Genomic DNA, 21,389 nt, shown 5'->3' with positions numbered 1-21,389 from the left:
GAACACCAACGTCGAAGACAACTGCACACCGGTGACCTTGGCAAGGCGGTTACGGAACTCCACACCACCGAGCGAATCGAAACCGATCTCATCGAAACGCTGATCAGGCCGAATATCAGCGCCGGACTCGAATCCGAGTACCGAAGCAACCTGATCGCGCACGACCTCGAGCACGATTTCACCGCGGCGGGCCGCAGGCACCTCTGCCAACCGAGCGCCGAGCGAACCTGCCGCATGATTCACCGCGGCCTGGGCCGGGCGCGCCACCCGCCGCACGAACCCACGCAGCACCGCGGGCACCATGTCGATCTCGGACTCGCGGCGCAACGCGGCCGGGTCGAACCGGATCGCGGCCAAATGCACCTGCGAGCCGGTGACGGCGGTGTCGAACAGGCGCAGACCTTCGGCATGATCGAGCTGACCGAGGCCCATCCGATCCCAGCGCGCGAGCGCGGCGCGGTCCAGACCACCGGTCATCCCGCTGCCCGAGTGCCATGGTCCCCACGCAAGCGACACCGCGGGCATCCCCGCCGCCCGCCGTCGCCGCGCCAACGCATCCATGAAGCCGTTCGCCGCCGCGTAGTTGGCCTGCCCCGACGATCCGAGCAGCGTCGCGACCGACGAGAACACGACGAACGCCGTGACGGCGCGATCCTTGGTCAGCTCGTGCAGATGCCACGCACCGTCGACCTTGGGCGCGAGCACTCGATCCAGTTGCTCGGCCGTCAACGAGTCGACGGTGCCGTCGTCGAGGACGCCGGCCGCGTGCACAACAGCCAGCTCATGTTGAGAGTCGATCGACTCCAACAGGTTTCGGACCGAATCACGGTCCGCCACATCGCACGCCAGCACCCTGGCGTCAGCCCCGGCGGCCATCAATTCGGCCACCAGCTCGGCCGCGCCCGGCGACTCCAGACCACGACGCGAGGTCAACACCAACCGGCGCGCCCCCTGTTCAGCCACCAGGTGACGAGCGAACAACGCACCGAGCCCACCCGTACCACCGGTAATCAACACCGTCCCAGCACCGAACGCCCGCGGTGCCGCGGCATCAGGCGAGACCGATGTCCTGGCCAGCCGGGGAACCAAGAGGTCCCGGCCTCGCACGGCGGTTTGCGGCTCGCCGGTTCGTAGTAGCGCGGCGATCCGGTCGGCATCCAGCGGCCGCGACGGGTCCTCGTCGACGAGGACGAACCGTCCCGGATGTTCGGACTGCGCACTGCCGACGAGCCCCCGCAGAGCCGCGGCGACCGAACCAGGAATCTCACCCGGCAAACCGGCGGCACCGGAGGTGACCACCACCAACCGGATATTCGACACCCGCTCTTCGGCAAGCCACGACTGCAACATCGCCAACGCACCGTGCACACCAGCCCGCACCGCCGCCGGACCATCGGCAGCATCGCCGACCGCCGACGCACCGTGCGCAGCGGCCCCGGCCATGCCCGAACCGTCAATCGGATTGCCGAGCGAGGCCGTCGGTCGCCACACGACGACATCCGGAATACTTTCGGCCGCGGCAACATCGGCGACCGAGAAATAGTCGACCTCGACCCCTGGCACGGTCGTGCCAGCGAGTACCGCTATCGACGGTGCGGTCCGGTCGGCCGATCCCACCGCAGGATCCGCGACTTGCTCCCAGTGCAGCTGGTACAGATCAGCTTCGTCACCGGGCAGGGTGCTCCGGAATTCCTTGACGTCGTAGGGCCGCATCACAACCGCGTCGACCGACACGATCGGGTTGCCCTCCGGATCGAGGGTCGCCACAGATATCGTCTCGGGGCCCGTGGTGACCGCGATGACGCGCAGTGAGGTCACCTCGGCGGGCCACTGCCCACCGTCGGTCTTGTGGAAACGCGCACCGCCCCAGCGGAACAACAATCTGCCGGTGTCGGGATCGGCGTCGCGCCGCAGCAATTGGGAGAAGCCCGCGTGCATCACCATGTCCAGCAGGGCCGGATGCAGCTCGTGCCGTCCCGGTTCGGGGGCGGCGGCGGGATCGAGCACGAGCTCGGAAAAGACCGTGTCGTCGCGTTGCCATACCGCGCGCATACCGATGAACGCGGGACCGTACTCGAGCCCGTAGTCCTTGCCGATCTGATCCGGAATCGAGCCGCTGTCGACAACCTCGGCGTCGGCAGGCGGCCACTGCTCCGCACGTAGCCGCTCCAACAGGGCCGAGTCGCCGTGCCATTGCGCCGCGAGCGCGCCGGTAGCGGTGTGCACCCATTCGTCCTCGGGCGAGGTACGGAAGTAGATGTCGAACTGGCGTCGCCCTGTCTCGTCGGCCGCCTGCACCAGCACTTGCAGTTCGATGTCGTCGTCGCCGGTCGGCAGGATCGGGGCCTGCAACGTCAGCTCCTCGACTGCCCCGCAACCGATCCGACCGCCCGCGACCAGGAGCAACTCGATCAGTGTCGCGCTCGGCACGACCACAACGCCATAGGTCATGTGATCGGCGATCCACGGATGGGTGCGCAACGAGAACCGGCCGGTGAACAACCACTCGTCGGTGCCCGCCAAACCCACCACACCCGTCAGAACCGGGTGATCCGCAGCCGAAGACGATGCGTTGTGGTCGGGCTGCAACCAGTACCGGCGATGTTGGAACGCGTAGGTAGGCAGGGGAACTCGACGCCCTGCGCGACCGTCGAACAGTACCGGCCAAGCCACCGCGCCACCCGCGACATGAATCCGCGCCATGGCGGTGACGAACTGCGTCACCGCGGTGTCCTCCGACGAGCCGCTGGCCGCCCTGATCGCGGCCGGCCGTCGTGCGGCCGCGACCACCACCGACTGCGCCTCGATCTCCGGATCCTCGGCAAGGCAGCCGCGCGTCAACGCCGTCAGTACCGCGTCCGGCCCCACCTCGACGAAACGCCGGACACCCGCCGCGACGAGAGCATCCACACCCGGCGCGAAGCGCACACAGCCCCGCACCTGACGCACCCAATACTCCGGGTCGCACACCGCGTCCGCGGCAAGCTCACCGGACTCGTTCGACACAACCGGAAGACGCGGCGACTCGTAGGCGATACCTTGTGCCACCGCACGGAACTCGTCCAGCATCGGCTCCATCAACGCCGAATGGAACGCATGACTGACCCGCAACCGACTCGTCTTATAGCCCGATGCCACGGCGCGCAGCTCTACCTCGCCGATCGCGTTCTCGTCACCTGAAACCACCACCGACGAAGGGCCATTCACCGCGGCAAGCGACACATGACCGCCACAATCGGCAATCAACTCCGCCACCAGCGCTTCCGGCACAGCGATAGCCAACATCGCACCCCCCGAAGGCAATGCACCCATCAACCGACCACGCGCCGCCACCAGCACACACGCATCCGCGAGCGACCACACCCCCGCCACATACGCGGCCGCCAACTCACCGATCGAATGCCCGATCAACACATCCGGCGCCACACCGAACGACCCCAGCAACCGGAACACGGCCACCTCGAACGCGAACAACGCGGGCTGTGTGAACTCCGTCCGATTCAACAGCCCCGCTGGATCGTCGAACATCAACTCCCGCAACGAGAATGCGGAGCTTGCCGACGAGTCGCGGTCAGGCAACGGGTTGGCCCGGCCGAGCAGCGGATCGAATTCCGCACACACCTCATCCAAGGCGGCGGCGAATACCGGGAACGACCGATACAACCCCGCGCCCATACCGGCACGCTGCGCGCCTTGCCCCGTGAACAGGAAGGCCGTCTTTCCCGAAACAACCTGCCCCGCGAGAACCGACGCACCCGTCGCACCTGAGGCGAGCTCGGCCAATCCGGCCAGCAATTGGTCCCGATCGCCACCGACAACCGCACCACGCCGGTCCCACTGCGTCCGGGTGCCGATCAGCGACGACGCCACGCTCCAGACGTCGGCATCGGGCCGCTCGATCAGCCACTGCCGCAACCGAGCCGCCTGCGCACGAAGGGCGTCGTCGGACTTCGCCGACAGCACCAGCGGAACAGACTCGAGCGCGACGGAATCCACGGATACCGTCGGCACGGCGACCGGCTCGGAAGTACCTTCGGCCCGCACGGCGACCGGCTCGGCAGGCGCCTCTTCGAGAATCACATGCGCATTGGTGCCACTGACACCGAACGACGACACACCGGCCCTGCGCACCCGCGCACCCGCGAGCCACGGCTCGCTGTCCTGAAGCAACCGCACCGTGCCGACCGACCAATCCACGTGCGGTGTCGGCTCGTCCACGTGCAGCGTTTGCGGCAACATCTCGTGCCGCATGGCCTGCACCATCTTGATCACGCCGCCTACACCGGCGGCGGCGGAGGTGTGACCGATATTCGACTTGAGCGAACCCAAGCGCAACGGCCCGTTGGTACGCCGCGCACCGTAGACACCGAACAAGGCTCGCGCCTCGATCGGATCACCGAGCATCGTGCCGGTACCGTGCGCCTCTACCGCATCGATATCGGTGGGCTCCAACCCGGCCGAGGCCAATGCCGCCGCGATAACCCGTTCCTGTGAAGGACCATTCGGCGCGGTCAAACCGTTCGACGCACCATCCTGATTCACCGCCGAACCCCGCACGACAGCGAGAACGTCATGCCCGAGCCGCCGCGCATCCGAGAGCCGCTCCAGCACCAAGATCCCGAGGCCCTCGGAGAAACCGGTCCCATCGGCGGCCGCCGCGAATGCCTTGCACCGCGCATCTGGCGACAACGCGCGCTGACGGGCGAAAGCGATCAGCAGCGACGGGTCCGACATCACGGTCACACCGCCGGCCAGCGCGAGCGAGGTATCCCCTTGCCGCAATGCCTGACACGCCAAATGCAACGCGACCAACGACGAGGAGCACGCGGTATCCACCGAGATGGCCGGGCCCTTGAATCCGAGGGTGTATGCGATGCGGCCGGACAGCACGCTATTCGAAACACCCAGGTAGGCATGCCCTTCCGTCTCAGCGGTGATGGCGGGAGAGCCGACCCTCGGACCGTAGAGCTGATGGATGACCCCGGCGAAAACGCTGGTGTCGCTGCCGCGCAGCGACGTCGGGTCGATCCCCGCATCCTCCAATGCCTCCCACGACGCCTCCAGCACCAGTCGCTGCTGTGGATCCATCGCGGCGGCCTCACGCGGGCTGATCCCGAAGAAGGCCGCGTCGAAATCGCCTACGGAGTCGAGGAACCCGCCCGCTCGGGTGTAGATCGTGCCCGGCACATCCGGATCAGGATTGAACAGTCGCTCCAGGTCCCACCCGCGATCGGCCGGGTAGTCCCCGACCGCGTCGACGCCGTCGGCGGTCAAGCGCCACAGATCCTCGGGTGATCGGACCCCGCCGGGGTACCGGCAAGCCATGCCGACAATGGCGATGGGCTCCTGCGACCGATCGGTGAGCTCGCGCAGTTGTTGCTTGGTTTCGTAGAGCTCCTTCGCGGTCTTCTTGAGGTACCGGCGAAGCTCGTCGTTATCGGCCATCGGTGGTGCTCCTGATCGTGCTGGTTCAGCTGAGGTGGTCGATGAAATCGAAAAGCTCACGGTCGTCTGCGGTTTCGAGACTGTCCGCGCTACCGCCCATGTCGATCTCGGCGGCGTCGTTGCCCTCGAGTTCGCGCAATAGTGCGGTCAACCTGCTCGCGATATCCGAGCGGTCCGCCGACGACAGATCGGCTGCGGCGACACTGCCTGCCAGCGATTCGAGCTCGGTCGTGATCCGTTCGGCCGGATTGTCGACCGGCGCGATCTCCTGGCGGATGAAACCGGCCAATGCCGCCGGGGTGGGGTAGTCGAACATCGCGGTCGCGGGGACCGGACTGCCGAGCGCCGATTTCAGCCGGTTGCGGAACTCCATGACGCCGAGCGAGTCGAACCCGATTTCGACGAACGGCTTGTCCGGTGCGATGGCGTCCGCACTCTCGTATCCGAGGACGGCCGCGGCTTGGGTGCGGATCACGTCGAGGATGACGCCCTCCTGTTCATTCGCGGGCCGACCGATCAATCGCGCAGCCAGTTCCGGTGTCTCGCTGGTCGCGGCACCCGCACGGCGGCGCGACGGTCGCGTCAAACCGCGCATGACCGGACGCAGATCCTCGGGATTCGCCTCGGCCAATGCGGTGCGATCGATCCGGACGGCCACCGCCGTTGACCTGCCGCCCGCCAATGCCGCGTCGAACAGCGCCATGCCGTCCTCGTCGCCGAGCGCGAGCAGCCCTTCCCGCCGCAACCGCGCGATGTCCGCGTCACCGAGGGCACTTGTCATGCCGGAGCTTTGTGCCCACGGCCCCCACACCAGCGACGTCGCGGGCAGACCGATCAGCTGCCTGTGGTGCGCCAGCGCGTCGAGGAAGGTGTTGGCGGCGGCGTAGTTCGCCTGTCCCGGATTACCGATCACACCCGCGATCGAGGAGTAGAGCACGAAGGCCGACAGATCCAGATCTTCAGTCGCCTTGTGCAGATTCCAGGCCGCATCCACCTTGGGGCGCAGCACGTTCGCGATCTGTTCCGGCGTCATGGTGGCGAGCAAGCCGTCGGCGAGCACGCCGGCGGCATGGACGATTCCGGTCAGCGGATGGTCCGCCGGTATCGCCGCCAACACCGCGTCGAGCGCGGCCCGATCGGCCGCGTCGCAGGCGACCACCTCGACATGCGCACCCAACGCGGTGAGCTCCGCGGTGAGTTCGGCCGCACCCGGTGCGTCCGGGCCACGCCTGCCCGCCAGCACCAACCTGCGGACACCGTGCTCGGTGATCAAGTGCCGCGCGGCCACCGCCCCGAGACCACCGGTGCCACCGGTGATGAGAACTGTGCCGTCGGGCCGGAAGGGGGTCGGGACGGTGAGCACGTTCTTACCGATGTGCTGGGCCTGGCTGAGGTATCGATACGCCTCGGGCGCCTGCCGCAGGTCCCACGCGGCGGTCGGGTACGGCGCCAACATCCCGGCATCGAAGAGTCCGACCAGGGTCGACAGGATTTCTTGGAGCCGATCCGCGGCGACCTCCATCAGCATGAAGCTGTGGTAGTCCACACCAGGGTGCCCGGCGGCCACCTCGACCGGATCGCGCCGGTCGATCATGCCCATCTCGACGAATCGGCCGCCGCGTGGCAGCAAGCGCAGTGACGCGTCCACGAATTCGCCTGCCAGCGAATCCAGTACGAGATCAACGCCGCGACCACCGGTGGCATCGAGGAACTTCCGCTCGAAATCCAGCGTGCGCGAGTCGCCGATTTCCGAGTCGTCGAATCCCATGTCGCGCAACACCTGCCACTTGGGCTCGCTGGCGGTGACAAGAAGTCGCAGGCCCAGGTGCCGCGCGAGCTGTATGGCCGCCATGCCGACGCCGCCGGTGGCCGCGTGCAGCAACAGCGTCTCGCCGGGTTGTGCTCCGGCCAGATCGACCAGGCCGTAGTAGGCGGTGGCGTAAACGATCGGTATCGCGGCTGCCTGGGCGAACGACCAGCCGCGCGGCATCGGCGCGAGCAGTCGATGGTCGGTCGCGCAGACCGAGCCGACACCGGGAATCAAACCGAAAACCCGGTCTCCTGGCGCGAATTCGGTCACATCGGATGCGACCTCGAGCACGATTCCAGCGCCTTCGCCGCCGATTCGGCCGCTCGTATCGGGGTAGGTGCCGAGTGCGATGAGCACGTCGCGGAAATTGAGACCGACCGCACGCATGCTCACCCGGACCTGTCCCGGTGTGAGCGGTTCCAGCGCGTGCCGGTCATCGCTCAGACCGAAGTTGTCCGCGGTCAAGGTGCCCTTGCCGAGCAGGCTCAGTGCCCACGCCGCGGTGTTGCGCGGGGCGATTGCGAGTGCGTCCGCACCACCGCGCCGCAACCGCGGTGCATGCGCGGTACCGCGCCGCACGGCGAGTTGGGGTTCGCCGTCCATCGCCGAAGCCATTGCCACGCTTGGTCGATAGTCGGCCCATTCGTCGATGTCGACGAGCAGTATCCGGTCCGGATGCTCGCTCTGCGCGGTGCGCAGCAGGCCCAACGCCGCTGCGGCGGACAAGTCGACCGGCTCGCCTGGATGCACCGCCACCGCGCGCCGGGTCACCACGACGATCAGCCGATCCGCGCTCAGCAGCCGCTGCATCCGCGCCGACAGCTCGGTCACCTGATCCCGCACCGTCGCAGGTAGGTCGCGGTCGGCGGCGAGAGTGTCGAGCCGCAACACCGTCACGCCTTGTCCCGCGATCGTGACATTTTCACCGTCATCGGCCGGGCTCCACGGGCCGGTCACGGTGGGCTCGCCCACCGGATCGGGCAACGCGACCCAGTCGAGCTCGTAACCGGTGACACCGGCCCGACTGTGCGTCGAGGCGAGCGCGTCGGCCGAGAGAGACCGCAACGTCAGCGCCCCCACTTCGGCGACTGCCACGCCCGCCGGGTCGGCGAGGGTCAGCGCGATCCGGTCACCGCCCTGCTCGGCGGCGGCACGGACCCGCAGTGCGGTCGCACCCGTCGCATGCAGGGCGACGTGCTCCCACGAGAACGGGACGGCGATCGAACCGGGACGAGTGCCGGGAGCCAGCCCACCGAGCAGGATCGCGTGCAGCGCGGCGTCGAGCAACGCCGGATGCACCCCGAACTCGGTGCCCGCCCCTTGGGCGGACTCCGGCAACGCGACCTCCGCGAATACCTCACCCCCGCGCCGCCACAGGGCGGTCAGCCCCTGGAACGCCGGTCCGTATTCATAGCCCTGATCGGCCAGATCCGCATAAGCGCTGTCGATCGCCATTGCCGTCGATCCGGCCGGCGGCCAAGTCACCATGGCCGTGTCGACCGGCGGCGTGTCCGACTGCGCGGTGACGGTCGCGACCGCGTGCCGGATCCACTCCTGCTCGTCACCGGGCTCGGCTCCATCGGCTTCGTCGACGCGCGAACGCGAGTACACCGATACCGTCCGCGCGCCCGTCTCATCCGGTCCGCTCGCCACCACGCGCAGCTCGACGGCTCCGGTGGACGGCAGCGGCAGCGGCGCCTCGAGAATCAGTTCCGTCAGGCCCGGGCACTCCAACGTCGTGCCAACGTGCAGGACCAACTCCACCAGGGCAGCGCCGGGCAGCAACGTCACCCCGGCGACGGCATGATCGGCCAGCCAAGGATGCGCGGCTTGCGACAGCCTGCCGGTGAACACCACGTCCCGGGAGTCCGGTAGCCGCACCATCGCGCCGAGCAACGGGTGTCCAGCCTCCTCGAGGCCCGACCGCCACACATCCGGCGCCTCGACCGGCCGCGGCCAGTAGCGGTTGTGCTGGAACGCGTAGGTGGGCAACGTCACCCGCTGCACGGAGCGGCCCGCGAACAATGGTGTCCAATCCACGACGGCGCCCGCCACCTGCGCCCGTGTCAGCGCCGACACGAACTGCGTCGGCTCATCGATCGAACGCCGAGCTCCCGCCACCACCATCGACCTGGCCTCGACGTCCACGGTCTCGGCGAGACACTGCCGGACCATCGCCGCAAGCACCGCGTCCGGCCCGACCTCCACGAATCGCCGCACGCCGGACTCGACCAGCGTGCCGACGCCGGGAGCGAACCGCACACAACCACGCAGTTGCTCCACCCAGTAGCCCGGGTCGGTCAACTCCGCGCCGACGACCGCACCGCTGGCGTTCGACACGACCGGAACATTCGGCAGATGGTAGGTCAAAGCCGCTGCCACCGAACGGAACTCATCGAGCATCGGATCCATCAACGCCGAATGGAACGCATGACTGACCCGCAACCGACTCGTCTTGTGACCAGCCGTGACCGCACTCGACTCCACTTCGCTGATGGCATCGAGCTCCCCCGACACCACCACCGACGAAGGACCATTCACCGCGGCAAGCGACACCCGACCACCGAAATCGGCGATCAACTCCGCCACCAGCGCTTCCGGCACAGCGATAGCCAACATCGCACCCCCCGACGGCAACGCACCCATCAACCGACCACGCGTTGCCACCAACACACACGCATCCGACAACGACCACACACCCGCCACATACGCCGCAGCAAGTTCCCCGATCGAATGCCCGATCAACACATCAGGCACCACACCGAACGACTCCAGCAACCGATACAGCGCCACCTCGAACGCGAACAACGCAGGCTGCGTGAACTCCGTCCGATCCAATAATTTCTCAGGATCGTCGAACATCAACTCCCGCAGCGAGCCGCCGAGGTCACGATCGAACTCGGCACATACCTCGTCCAATGCCGCCGCGAACACCGGGAACGCCTGGTACAGGCCCGCGCCCATACCTGCCCGCTGCGCACCCTGACCGGTGAACAGGAACGCCGTCTTGCCCGAACCCGCCGTCGCTTCGATCGCGCCCGGGGCGCCTGACGCCAACTCCGCGAGCTCGATGAGCAACTGCTCCCGATCCGCACCGACAACCGCACCACGCCGATCCAGCAGTGCCCGCGAATCCAGCAACGCCCCTGCCACCGACCACAGATCCACATCCGGACGATCAATCAGCCACGCCCGCAACCGATCTGCCTGCGCCCGAAGACCTTCCGCCGACTTCGCCGACAACACAAGCGGCAACACACCACTACTGACATCCGGTCCTGCCGACAATGCCGACAGAACCCCGGCGGCATCGTCGGCCGAGCGGACCGACACGTGGTCGCCACCGCCGACAACCTCCGACCCACCACGACGCGACCGCATCTTCGGCGCTTCCTCCACGATCACGTGCGCATTCGTGCCGCTGATCCCGAACGACGAAACACCAGCCCTGCGCACCCGCTCACCCGGAAGCCACGCCTCGGCCTCGCGCAACACACGCACCGACCCCGCGGACCAATCCACATGCGGCGACAACTCGTCCACATGCAACGTCTTCGGCAACAACTCATGCCGCAACGCCTGCACCATCTTGATCACACCACCGACACCCGAAGCCGCCTGCGAATGACCGATATTCGACTTCAGGGCACCGACACGCAAAGGCCCGGCAGACCGGTCCTGTCCATACGCGGTGATCAATGCCTGTGCCTCGATCGGATCACCCAGCGCGGTCCCGGTCCCGTGCGCCTCCACGGCATCCACATCGGACGGCGAAAGTCCGGCATTCGCCAACGCGGTAGCGATCACTCGCTCCTGCGAGGGGCCATTCGGCGCTGTCAATCCATTCGACGCGCCATCCTGATTCACCGCCGAACCCCTGACAACGGCAAGAACGTTGTGGCCCAGCCGTTGTGCGTCCGAAAGACGCTCCACCACCAGCACGGCCGCGCCCTCGGCCCACGAAACGCCGTCGGCCGCGGCCGAAAACGATTTGCACCGGCCATCCTTGGCCAGACCACGCTGACGGGAGAATTCGACGAACACCATCGGCGTCGACATCACCGTCGCACCACCGACCAACGCCAGCGAACTCTCACCCTGTCGCAGTGCTCGGCACGCCACATGCAAGGCCACCAACGACGACGAACACGCCGTATCCAGCGTCATCGCCGGACCTTCCAAGCCGAGCGCATACGCCACCCGGCCCGAAACCACGCTCCCTACCGAACCCGTGGTGATGTATCCCTCCACCTCGGGACCGGCCTTGCGCGTCAGGTTTTCGTAGTCCTGATACATGACACCGGTGTAGACACCGGTATCACTGCCGCGCAACGATGTCGGATCAATCCCCGCCTGTTCCAACGCCTCCCACGACACTTCGAGCAGCAACCGTTGCTGGGGATCCATCGCCACCGCCTCGCGGGGGCCGATTCCGAAGAAGCCGGCGTCGAACTCCGCTGCCTCATAAAGGAATCCGCCCTTCCCGGAGTACGACGTGCCGGAGCGATCGGGGTCCGGATCGATCAGCCGATCCAAATCCCAGCCACGGTCCGAGGGAAACCCGCCGATCGCATCGGTCCCGGAGGACACCAGATCCCACAAATCCTCCGCCGACCCGACACCACCCGGATACCGGCAGGCCATACCGACGATCGCGATCGGCTCATCAGCCCGAACCCGATGCACCGCCTTCTTGACCGGCGCACCGACCGCCTTCGGCTCCACCCGCGACAGCACCGACTTCGCCACCGCCGCCGGAGTCGGATGATCGAACACCAACGTCGAAGGCAGCTGCACACCGGTGACCTTGGCGAGGCGGTTACGGAACTCCACACCACCCAGCGAATCGAACCCCATTTCACTGAACGGTTTTTCGGATTCGATCAGCTCGCCCGAGGCATGACCGAGCACCGCGGCGACCTGGTCGCGTACGACTTCCAGTACCACCTCGCCGCGCCGAGCTTCGGGCACCTCGGCCAACCGGGCACCCAGTGAACCTGCCGCATGGCTCATCGCGGCCTGGGCGGGACGCGCCACTCGTCGTAGGAAACCACGCAGTACCGCGGGCACCGTGTCGATCTCGGACGCACGGCGCAAAACGCTCGCGTCGAACCGAATCGGTGCGAACCGGGCATCGGACCCGGCGACGGCATCGTCGAACAAGCGCAGGCCGTCGGACTCGTCGAGTTGGTACAGCCCCAACCGATCCCAGCGCGCGAGGGCGGCGCGGTCCAGACCACCGGTCATCCCACTGCCCGAGCTCCACGGCCCCCACGCCAACGACACCGCCGGCAATCCCGCCACTCGCCGCCGCTGCGCCAACGCATCCAGGAAGCCGTTCGCCGCTGCGTAATTGCCCTGCCCGGACATTCCAAGCACCCCGGCGATGGACGAGAACATAACGAACGCCGACACCGCGCGATCCTGGGTCAGCTCGTGCAGATGCCACGCTCCGTCGACCTTCGGCGCCAACACCCGATCCACCTGCTCCGGCGTGAGTGTCGCGACAGTGCCGTCGTCGAGTACACCGGCAGTGTGCACAATGGCCAGTTCGTCGGAATCAATGGTGCCCAACAGGTTTCGCACCGACTCACGGTCGGCGACATCACATGCCGCCACTCGCACATCAGCTCCGGCGCGGGTCAATTCGGCGACCAACTCGGCAGCACCCGGCGACTGCGGACCACGACGCGAGGTCAACACCAACCGGCGCACACCATGCTCAGCCACCAGATGGCGAGCGAACAACGCACCGAGCCCACCCGTACCACCGGTGATCAGCACCGTCCCACCACCGAATGACATCGATGCACCACCGGCGTTCGAAACGGACGCACGCACCAGCCGAGGCGCCAACAGCTCGCCACCACGCACCGCGACCTGCGGCTCATCGAGCCTCAGCACCGATCCGATCCGATCGGCATCCAACGGCCGTGCCGGATCCTCGTCAACGAGAACGAACCGACCCGGGTACTCCGACTGCGCCGTACGCACCAACCCCGCCACCGCCGCGGCGACCGACCGAGGAACCTCACCCGGCAGCCCCGCGCCACCGGTGGTGAGGACCACCAACCGCGCATCGGCCACAGGTTCTTCGGCAAGCCACGACTGCAACATCGCCAATGCTCGGTGCACAGCAGCCCGCACCACAGCCGGATCATCAGCCGGATCGCCCTCGGGCGCTGCCGATCGCCACACCACTACGTCGGGAATCTCCTCGGCCGCGAGGAGATCGGCGACCGACGGGTAGCTCACCTCGATTCCGGCCACCGTTGGCGCGGCGGCGAGCACAGCAAGCGACGGTGTCGAACGGTCGGTGGGTTCTACGGCGCTGCGCTGCCAGCGCAGCTGGTACAAACCGGCCTCATCGCCGGGCAAGGTGCTCCGGAATTCCTTGACGTCGTAGGGCCGCATCACGACCGCATCGACCGACACGATCGGGTTGCCCGCTGGATCGATAGCCGCGACCGAGATGGTTTCGGCACCGGTCGCCACCGCGATCACCCGCAACGAAGTCACCTCAGCAGGCCACTGTCCGCCGTCGCCCTTGTGGAAACGTGCACCGCCCCAACGGAACAACAGCCTCCCGGTATCGGGATCGGAGTCCATATCGCCCCACACCAACTGGGTGAGAGCAGCGTGCATCACCATGTCCAGCAGGGCAGGATGCAGCTCGTACCGGCCGGGCTCCGGTGCCGCCGCGGGCTCGAGCACCAGCTCCGAGAAGACCGTGTCATCGCGTCGCCACGCGGCACGCACACCGGCGAAGGCGGGACCGTACTCGAGTCCGCTGTCCTTCGCGAGCTGCGCCCGAATCCCGGTGATGTCGACAACATCAGCATCAGCAGGCGGCCATTGCTCGGCTGCCAAACGCTCCAGCAGCACCGAGTCCCCCGCCCATTCGGTCGCGAGGCCACCGGTGGCGTTGTGCACCCATGCACCCTCGGGCGACGTACGGAAATAGCACTCGAACTGCCGATGCCCGGTCTCATCGGCCGCCTGCACCAGCACCTGGAGTTCGACCTCATCGTCGTCATTCAGCACGATCGGCGCCTGCGAGGTCAGCTCGTCGACCACCCCGCAACCGATCCTGCCGCCCGCGACAAGAAGGAACTCCGCCAACGCCGCGCTCGGCACCACCACCACGCCGTAGGTCATGTGATCGGCGATCCACGGATGCGTGCGCAACGAGAACCGACCGGTCAACAGCCACTCGTCGGTGTCCGCCAACGAAACCACAGCCGTCAGAATCGGATGGTCGCCCGATGCCGAGACCACGTCACTGGGCCGCAACCAGTACTGCTGATGCTGGAACGCGTAGGTGGGCAACGGAACTCGCCGTGCCGTGTGGCCCGCGAACAGTGTCCGCCAATCCACCCGCGCGCCCGCGGCGTGAACCCGAGCCATGGCGGTGACGAACTGCGTCACCTCGGTGTCCGCGGACTTCACACTGCCCGCTCTGATCGCGGTCGGCCGCCGTGCGGCCGCCACCACAACAGACCGTGTCTCGATCTTCGGATCCTCGGCCAGGCAAGCACGCGTCAACGCCGCGAGCACCGCGTCCGGCCCCACCTCGACAAAACGCCGAACACCCAGCGCGACAAGACCTTGCACACCTGGAGCGAACCGCACACAACCCCGGACATGCCGAACCCAGTACTCCGGATCGGCCACAGCATTCCCCGCGACTTCGCCGGATTCGTTCGACATCACCGGCAGCAGCGGCTCCCGGTACGTCAATTTCTCGGCCACCGAACGGAATTCAGCCAGCATCGGCTCCATCAACGCCGAATGGAACGCATGACTGACCCGCAACCGGTTCGTCTTCACACCGTCACCGGACAGGCTGCGCTCGATCTGCTCGATCGCGTCGACATCGCCCGACAACACCGTCGACGTCGGACCATTCACCGCGGCGAGCGACACTCGCCCAACGAATTCGGCGATGACACCGACCGCTTGCTCCTCGGTGATCGCCACCGCCAGCATCGCCCCACCCGTCGGCAACGCACCCATCAATCGACCACGGGCCACCACCAACACACACGCATCGGCCAACGACCACACACCCGCCACATACGCCGCAGCAAGTTCCCCGATCGAATGCCCGATCAACACATCAGGCACCACACCGAACGACTCCAGCAACCGATACAGCGCCACCTCGAACGCGAACAACGCGGGCTGCGTGAACTCCGTCCGATCCAACAACCCCTCAGAATCGTCGAACATCAACTCCCGCAACGACAATGGAGAGTCCCGGGTCAAGTCGCCATCAGACGCCGCGCTCCCCGATTCGTCCTGCGCCGACGACAGGTCAGCCCGTCCGAGCAGCGGATCGATCTGCGCACACACCTCGTCGAACGCCGCCGCGAATACCGGAAACCTCCGATACAATTCCGCGCCCATACCCGCCCGCTGCGCACCCTGCCCGGTAAACAGGAACGCCGTTTTGCCTGACGTGATCCGTCCCTCGACGACACTGGACGATCCCGAGCTGGAGGCCAGATCCGCCAGACCGGCCAGCAATTGCTCCCGATCGCCACCGACAACCGCGCCACGCCACTCGAAGTGACTCCGCGTCTCGATCAAGGAATGCGCGGCGCTCCAGACATCGGCATCCGGCCGGCGCCTGAGCCATTGCCGCAGCCGATCCGCCTGCGCACGCAGCGCCTCATCCGACTTTGCCGAAAGCACCAGCGGAACACATTCCAGCACACCGGCATCCACCGATGCTGTCGGCTCGGAATCATTTCCGGCCGGTACGACAGGTGCCTCCTCGAGAATGAGATGCGCATTGGTGCCGCTGATCCCGAACGAGGACACCCCGGCCCTACGCACCCCGTCGCCCGCGACCCATGGCTCCGCCTCGGTCAGCAATCGCACTGATCCCGCCGACCAATCCACATGCGGTGTCGGGGCGTCCACATGCAAGGTCATCGGCAGAGTTTCGTGCCGCAGCGCCGCCACCATCTTGATGACCGCGCCGACACCCGCGGCGGCGACCGCATGACCGATATTCGACTTCACCGAACCGATCCGCAGTGGCTGCGCGCGATCGGATCCATAGGCGGCGATCAGCGCCTGCGCTTCGATCGGATCACCCAATGCCGTCCCGGTTCCGTGTGCCTCGACCGCATCGACGTCCGACGGTCTCAGTCCCGCACTTGCCAATGCCGCCGCGATCACCCGTTCCTGGGAAGGACCGTTGGGCGCGGTCAGGCCATTGCTCGCACCGTCCTGATTGATCGCGCTACCACGCACGACCGCTAATACATTGTGGCCCAAGCGCTGTGCGTCCGACAGCCGCTCGACCACCAGCACACCGACGCCCTCGGACCAGGTCACACCATCGGCGGCGGCCGCGAACGCCTTGGAACGCCCATCGGGCGCCAATCCACGCTGGCGCGCGAAGTCGACGTAGAGACTCGGGCTCGCCGAGACACTCACACCACCCGCGAGAATGAGGTTCGCCTCGCCCTGACGCAGCGCCTGGCAGGCCAGATGCAGCGCGACCAACGACGACGAGCACGCCGTGTCGATCGTGACCGCGGGTCCCTCCAGCCCCAAAACGTAAGCAACGCGGCCGGATATCACGCTGTGCGAGTTTCCGGTCAGGCGGAAGCCTTCGTACTCGCCGGTGACCCCGCGCGAGTAACCCGACGAGCTGGCGCCGACATACACGCCTGCGTCGGTGCCGCGCAGCGACGCGGGGTCGATCCCCGCGTCCTCCAGCGCTTCCCAGGCGACCTCCAGCATCAGCCGCTGCTGGGGATCCATCGCGGCCGCCTCGCGCGGTCCGATCCCGAAGAATCCAGCGTCGAAAGCGCCTGCGTCAGTGAGGAAGCCGCCCTCCCTGGTGTATACGGTGCCAGGCTTGTCCGGATCCGTATCGAATAGCCGCTCGAGGTCCCAGCCCCGGTCGGACGGGAACGGTGTGATCACGTCCCGGCCCGCCGCGACGAGGTCCCACAGATCCTCGACGGATGCGACGCCGCCTGGAAAACGACAGCCGATGCCGACGATGGCGATCGGCTCGTCGGAGCGAGCGCGCCGGGTCACGCGCGGCACAGCGAGATCGACGCCTTCGAGCCGCGCGCGAACCAGCCGTGCCACCGCGGCCGGTGTCGGATGATCGAATATCAGAGTGGTGGGCAATTCCACGCCGGTGGCAGTCACCAGCCGACTACGCAGCTGCTGTCCGCTCAGCGAATCGAACCCGAATGCGGTGAACGGCAGCTCGGGATGGATGGCCTCGGACGAATCGTAGCCGAGCACCGCCGCGGCCTGCTCGGCAACGACCGCGAGCACCAGCGCGCCGCGATCGTGCTCGGGAACAGCGAACAGCCGTGGCGCCAGCGGGCCCGCCGCGCCAGCGCGCCGTCTCGGGGCCGGAGAAACACCGTGCCGGGCCGACGAAATCGAATCCGCGGTCGCATCTTCCACCGGTTCCACCGGCTCGAGCACCAGCCGTTCGATCGTGAGGACAGGCGCACCGTCCTCGGCGACGGCCGTGACCCGAATGGTGTCCGCGCTCACCCGGTCGATTCGCACTCGCGCCGCTTCCGCACCGACGCGATGTAGTCGAATATCGTTGAACGACAACGGCATCGGAACGCCGCCGCCGGTCTGGCCGAGCTCGTCGATAGCGATGTGCAGCATCGCGTCCAGCAACGCCGGATGAACGCCGAAACGCCCGGCGCGATCAGCTACAGTCTCGTCGAGCGACACTTCGGCGAACATATCGCGACCGCGTCGCCAGGCCGCCGTGACTCCTTGGAAGGCCACACCGTAGCCCAAGCCGCGGGCGGCCAGCCGGTCGTACATTTCCTCGGCCGCCACCGGCTCGGCCGCCGCAGGCGGCCAGTCGCCGCCCGACCACAACGGCGCATCGTCGGTGTGCGGGGCGAGCACGCCCGTCGCGTGCTGTCGCCATTGCAGGGTGTCACCTTCGGATGTGGCAGCCCACCCATCATCCGACCGCCGGCTCCCAACGAACTCCGCGCTGTCCGGACGGGCGTGGATCGTGAATGTCCGCCGCCCGCGGTCATCCGGCGCGGCGACGCTCACCTGGAAGTTCAACGCCGCGGCGTGCGGCGGAAGGGGCGAAGACAGCCGCAAATCCAGCACGGTGTCGGCGCCGACGCGCGCGCCCACGCTCAGTGCGGCTTCGAGCCAAACGGCGGCGGGCACCGCGGTCGATCCGAAGATCACATGGTCGGCGAGCCAGCGGTGCGTGTCGGGCGTGAGTCGACCGGTGAACAGCCACTCGTCCCGGCCCGCCACCGGTACCGCGGCACCCAACACCGGATGATCCGGAGAGATCAGCCCGACGCTGCTGACATTTCCAGGACCCATGCCTGCCACGGCCCCCGGCGTCCAGCTCCGCCGCCGTTGGAACGCGTACGTCGGCAGGTCCATGTGCGCGGCGGGTGGGGCCAACACATCCGACGCCACGTCGATCCCGACGCAGTGCGCACGTGCCAACGCGGCGGCGAAGTGTTCCGGACCGCCATGGCCGCGCCGCAGCGTGCCGATGACAGCCACCTGGTCGGCTTTGCCGATCGAGTCCGCTGTCAACTCGATCGCCGTGGCAACCACCGGGTGTGGGCTGGTCTCGACGAATGCGTTCATCTCGGAGCGCATCAACGCCTCGATCGATTCGGCGAACCGCACCCGCTCCCGCAGCCCCCGATACCAATACCCCGCATCCAACCGCGCCGTGTCCATAAATTCCGCGGTCACCGTCGAAAAGAACGGAATCGAACCCGCTTTCGGCCGAATCGAGGCCAACTCGGCCAGTACCCGATCCTGAATTCGCTCCACCGCCGCCGAATGCGACGCGTAATCCACCGGAATCAGCTTCGCCCACACCCCGTCGGCCGCACACCCGGCGACAAACTCGGCCAATGCGGCCGACTCGCCCGATACCACCGTCTGCCCCGGTCCGTTCACCGCCGCGACCGACAACCGATCACCGAACATCGCCAAGCGATCCGCCACCGCGTCTGCCGCCGAACCGACCGACGCCATGCCCCCCGAACCCGCCAACACCTGCGCGATCGCACGCGACCGCACCGCCACTACTCGTGCCCCATCCGCCAACGACAATCCGCCGGCGACCACCGCCGCCGCGATTTCCCCCTGCGAATGCCCGACCACCGCGGCAGGCTCCACCCCGCCGGCCCGCCACAACCGCGCCAACGACACCAACATCGCGAACAAAACCGGCTGCACCACATCCACCCGGTCCAGCGACGCGGCCCCTCCGGTCTCCCGCAACACCTCCGTCAACGACCAGTCCACAAACGGCGCCAACGCCGCCTCACACTCCGCGATCGACTCCGCGAACACCCCACCCGACGCCAATAACTGCGCGCCCATCCCCACCCACTGGCTCCCCTGCCCCGGAAACACGAAGACCACCCGACGGGACGCGGCGCCACCGGTCACCGCAGCGGGCTCGCCATCAGCCGGTTCCGCCGCCGGATCGACCAACGCGGCCAACCCGGCGGTCATCGCGTCGACGTCGTGCCCAACCACAGCACCCCGCCACTCCAATGGCGTGCGCGAACGGAGGAGCGAATGCGCCACGTCGGCGGCCCTGGCCTCCAGATGATCGGCCAACCACTCCCGCAACCGAACAGCCTGCTCCCGCAATGCCTCCGGACTCTGTCCGGACAACACCCACACAAGCGGCCGCGAACCGACTGTGGCCGGCGCTTCGCGCGCGACGGCCGCAGGCGCTTGCTCCATAATCACATGCACGTTCGTGCCGCCCATGCCGAACGACGACACCCCCGCTCGGCGCGGTGCCGCAGCATCGATTTCGGCCGGCTGTGCCGACCCATCCGCTGCCGCATCGGGCCCGGCGCTCGCCGCCGCGGCAGGCCAGCGCTGCGTCGCGGTCTGCACCCGCAACCCCAACTCATCGAGCGGGATCCGCGGATTCGGAGTGTGAAAGTTCAGGTGCGGCACCAGTTCCCGATGCCATAGGGACAACACCGCCTTGATCAGGCCCGCGATGCCCGCCGCACCTTCCAGATGCCCGATATTGGTCTTGACCGAACCAACCGCCACCTTCGCGCCCCCGGACCGGGCCGCGCCATAGGTCTCGCCGAGGGCCGCCGCCTCCACCGGATCACCCGCAGGTGTGCCCGTACCGTGCAACTCCACATATTCCACCGATGCCGGTTCCACATTCGCGACCGCGAGCGCCGCCCGGATGACCGCCACCTGCGCAGCCATGCTCGGCGCGCTCAATACCTGCCGCTCATTACCGCTGTTGACCGCACTACCGCGGATCACCGCGTAGATCCGGTCGCCGTCGGCGACCGCTCGTGCCAGCGGTTTGAGCACGACAATGCCGCCGCCCTCACCACGGACCGTCCCGTCCGCGCGTTCGTCGAACGTATAGCACTTCCCGGATGGCGAGTGCGCACCGAATTGCTCATAACGCGCACCGCTCAGCGGCGAGAGAATGAGATTCAGTCCACCCGCGAGCGCCACCTCGCTTTCACCGCTACGCAACGATTCACACGCCAAATGCACCGCGACCAATGACGAGGACTGCCCGCTGTCGACGACCATGCTCGGGCCGGTGAACCCGTAGAAATTGGAGATCCGGTTCGCGGCGAATCCCCTGCCGACCGCCCACAGCGAATGCCTGCCGATACCGGGTTCACCTTCCGACGCCACAACTTCGGCGAAATCGGTTCCGGTGCATCCCAGGAACACCCCTGCCCTGGCACCGTCACGGTCGCGGTAACCGGCGTCTTCCAACGCCTCCCAGCTCAGCTCGAGGCCGAGCAACTGCGCGGGGTCGATCGAACGCGCCTCATTCGGCGGCACACCGAAGAAGTCCGCGTCGAATTCCGAGGCCGTATCAAGGAATCCGGCCAACTCGTCGATCCCTGGACGATCGGCGGGAGCCGAACCGATCGCGTCACGACCAGCACGCAGCAACCCCCAGAAACCCTCGAGGTCGGACGCACCCGGCATCCGGCACGACATTCCGACAATAGCGATGTCACGCCCTGGTTCAGCCATCGGATTCCCTCAATCTTGCCTATTAGCTGTAAAGCACTACGCGGTAATTGATTTCGTCAGCCAAATCAAACATCGCCGAAATGCT

1 protein-coding gene and 1 pseudogene are annotated in these 21,389 nt (G+C 67.2%); both read right to left on the bottom strand.

Annotation, left to right across the window (positions count from 1 at the left end):
• Positions 1-5,433: pseudogene (locus tag ACLMAJ_RS38105) on the bottom strand (type I polyketide synthase); the annotation flags it as partial.
• A 37-nt stretch (positions 5,434-5,470) separates the two neighbouring features.
• Positions 5,471-21,304 carry an SDR family NAD(P)-dependent oxidoreductase gene (locus ACLMAJ_RS37475; RefSeq protein ID WP_412018662.1) on the bottom strand — a complete coding sequence of 5,278 codons (15,834 nt, stop codon included), beginning with the start codon at positions 21,302-21,304 and terminating at the stop codon, positions 5,471-5,473.
• Positions 21,305-21,389: the final 85 nt, after the last annotated feature.

Source organism: Nocardia arseniciresistens (assembly GCF_046764875.1).
In the GTDB taxonomy this organism is placed as follows: Bacteria; Actinomycetota; Actinomycetes; order Mycobacteriales; family Mycobacteriaceae; genus Nocardia; species Nocardia arseniciresistens.
The sequence above is the reverse complement of the archived record's forward strand: the minus strand, read 5'-3'. Positions and strand labels throughout refer to the sequence as shown.

Coding starts and splice junctions, on each gene's coding strand:
- ACLMAJ_RS37475 (WP_412018662.1), bottom strand. CDS start 21,304: ATGGCTGAACCAGGGCGTGACATCGCTATTGTCGGAATGTCGTGCCGG.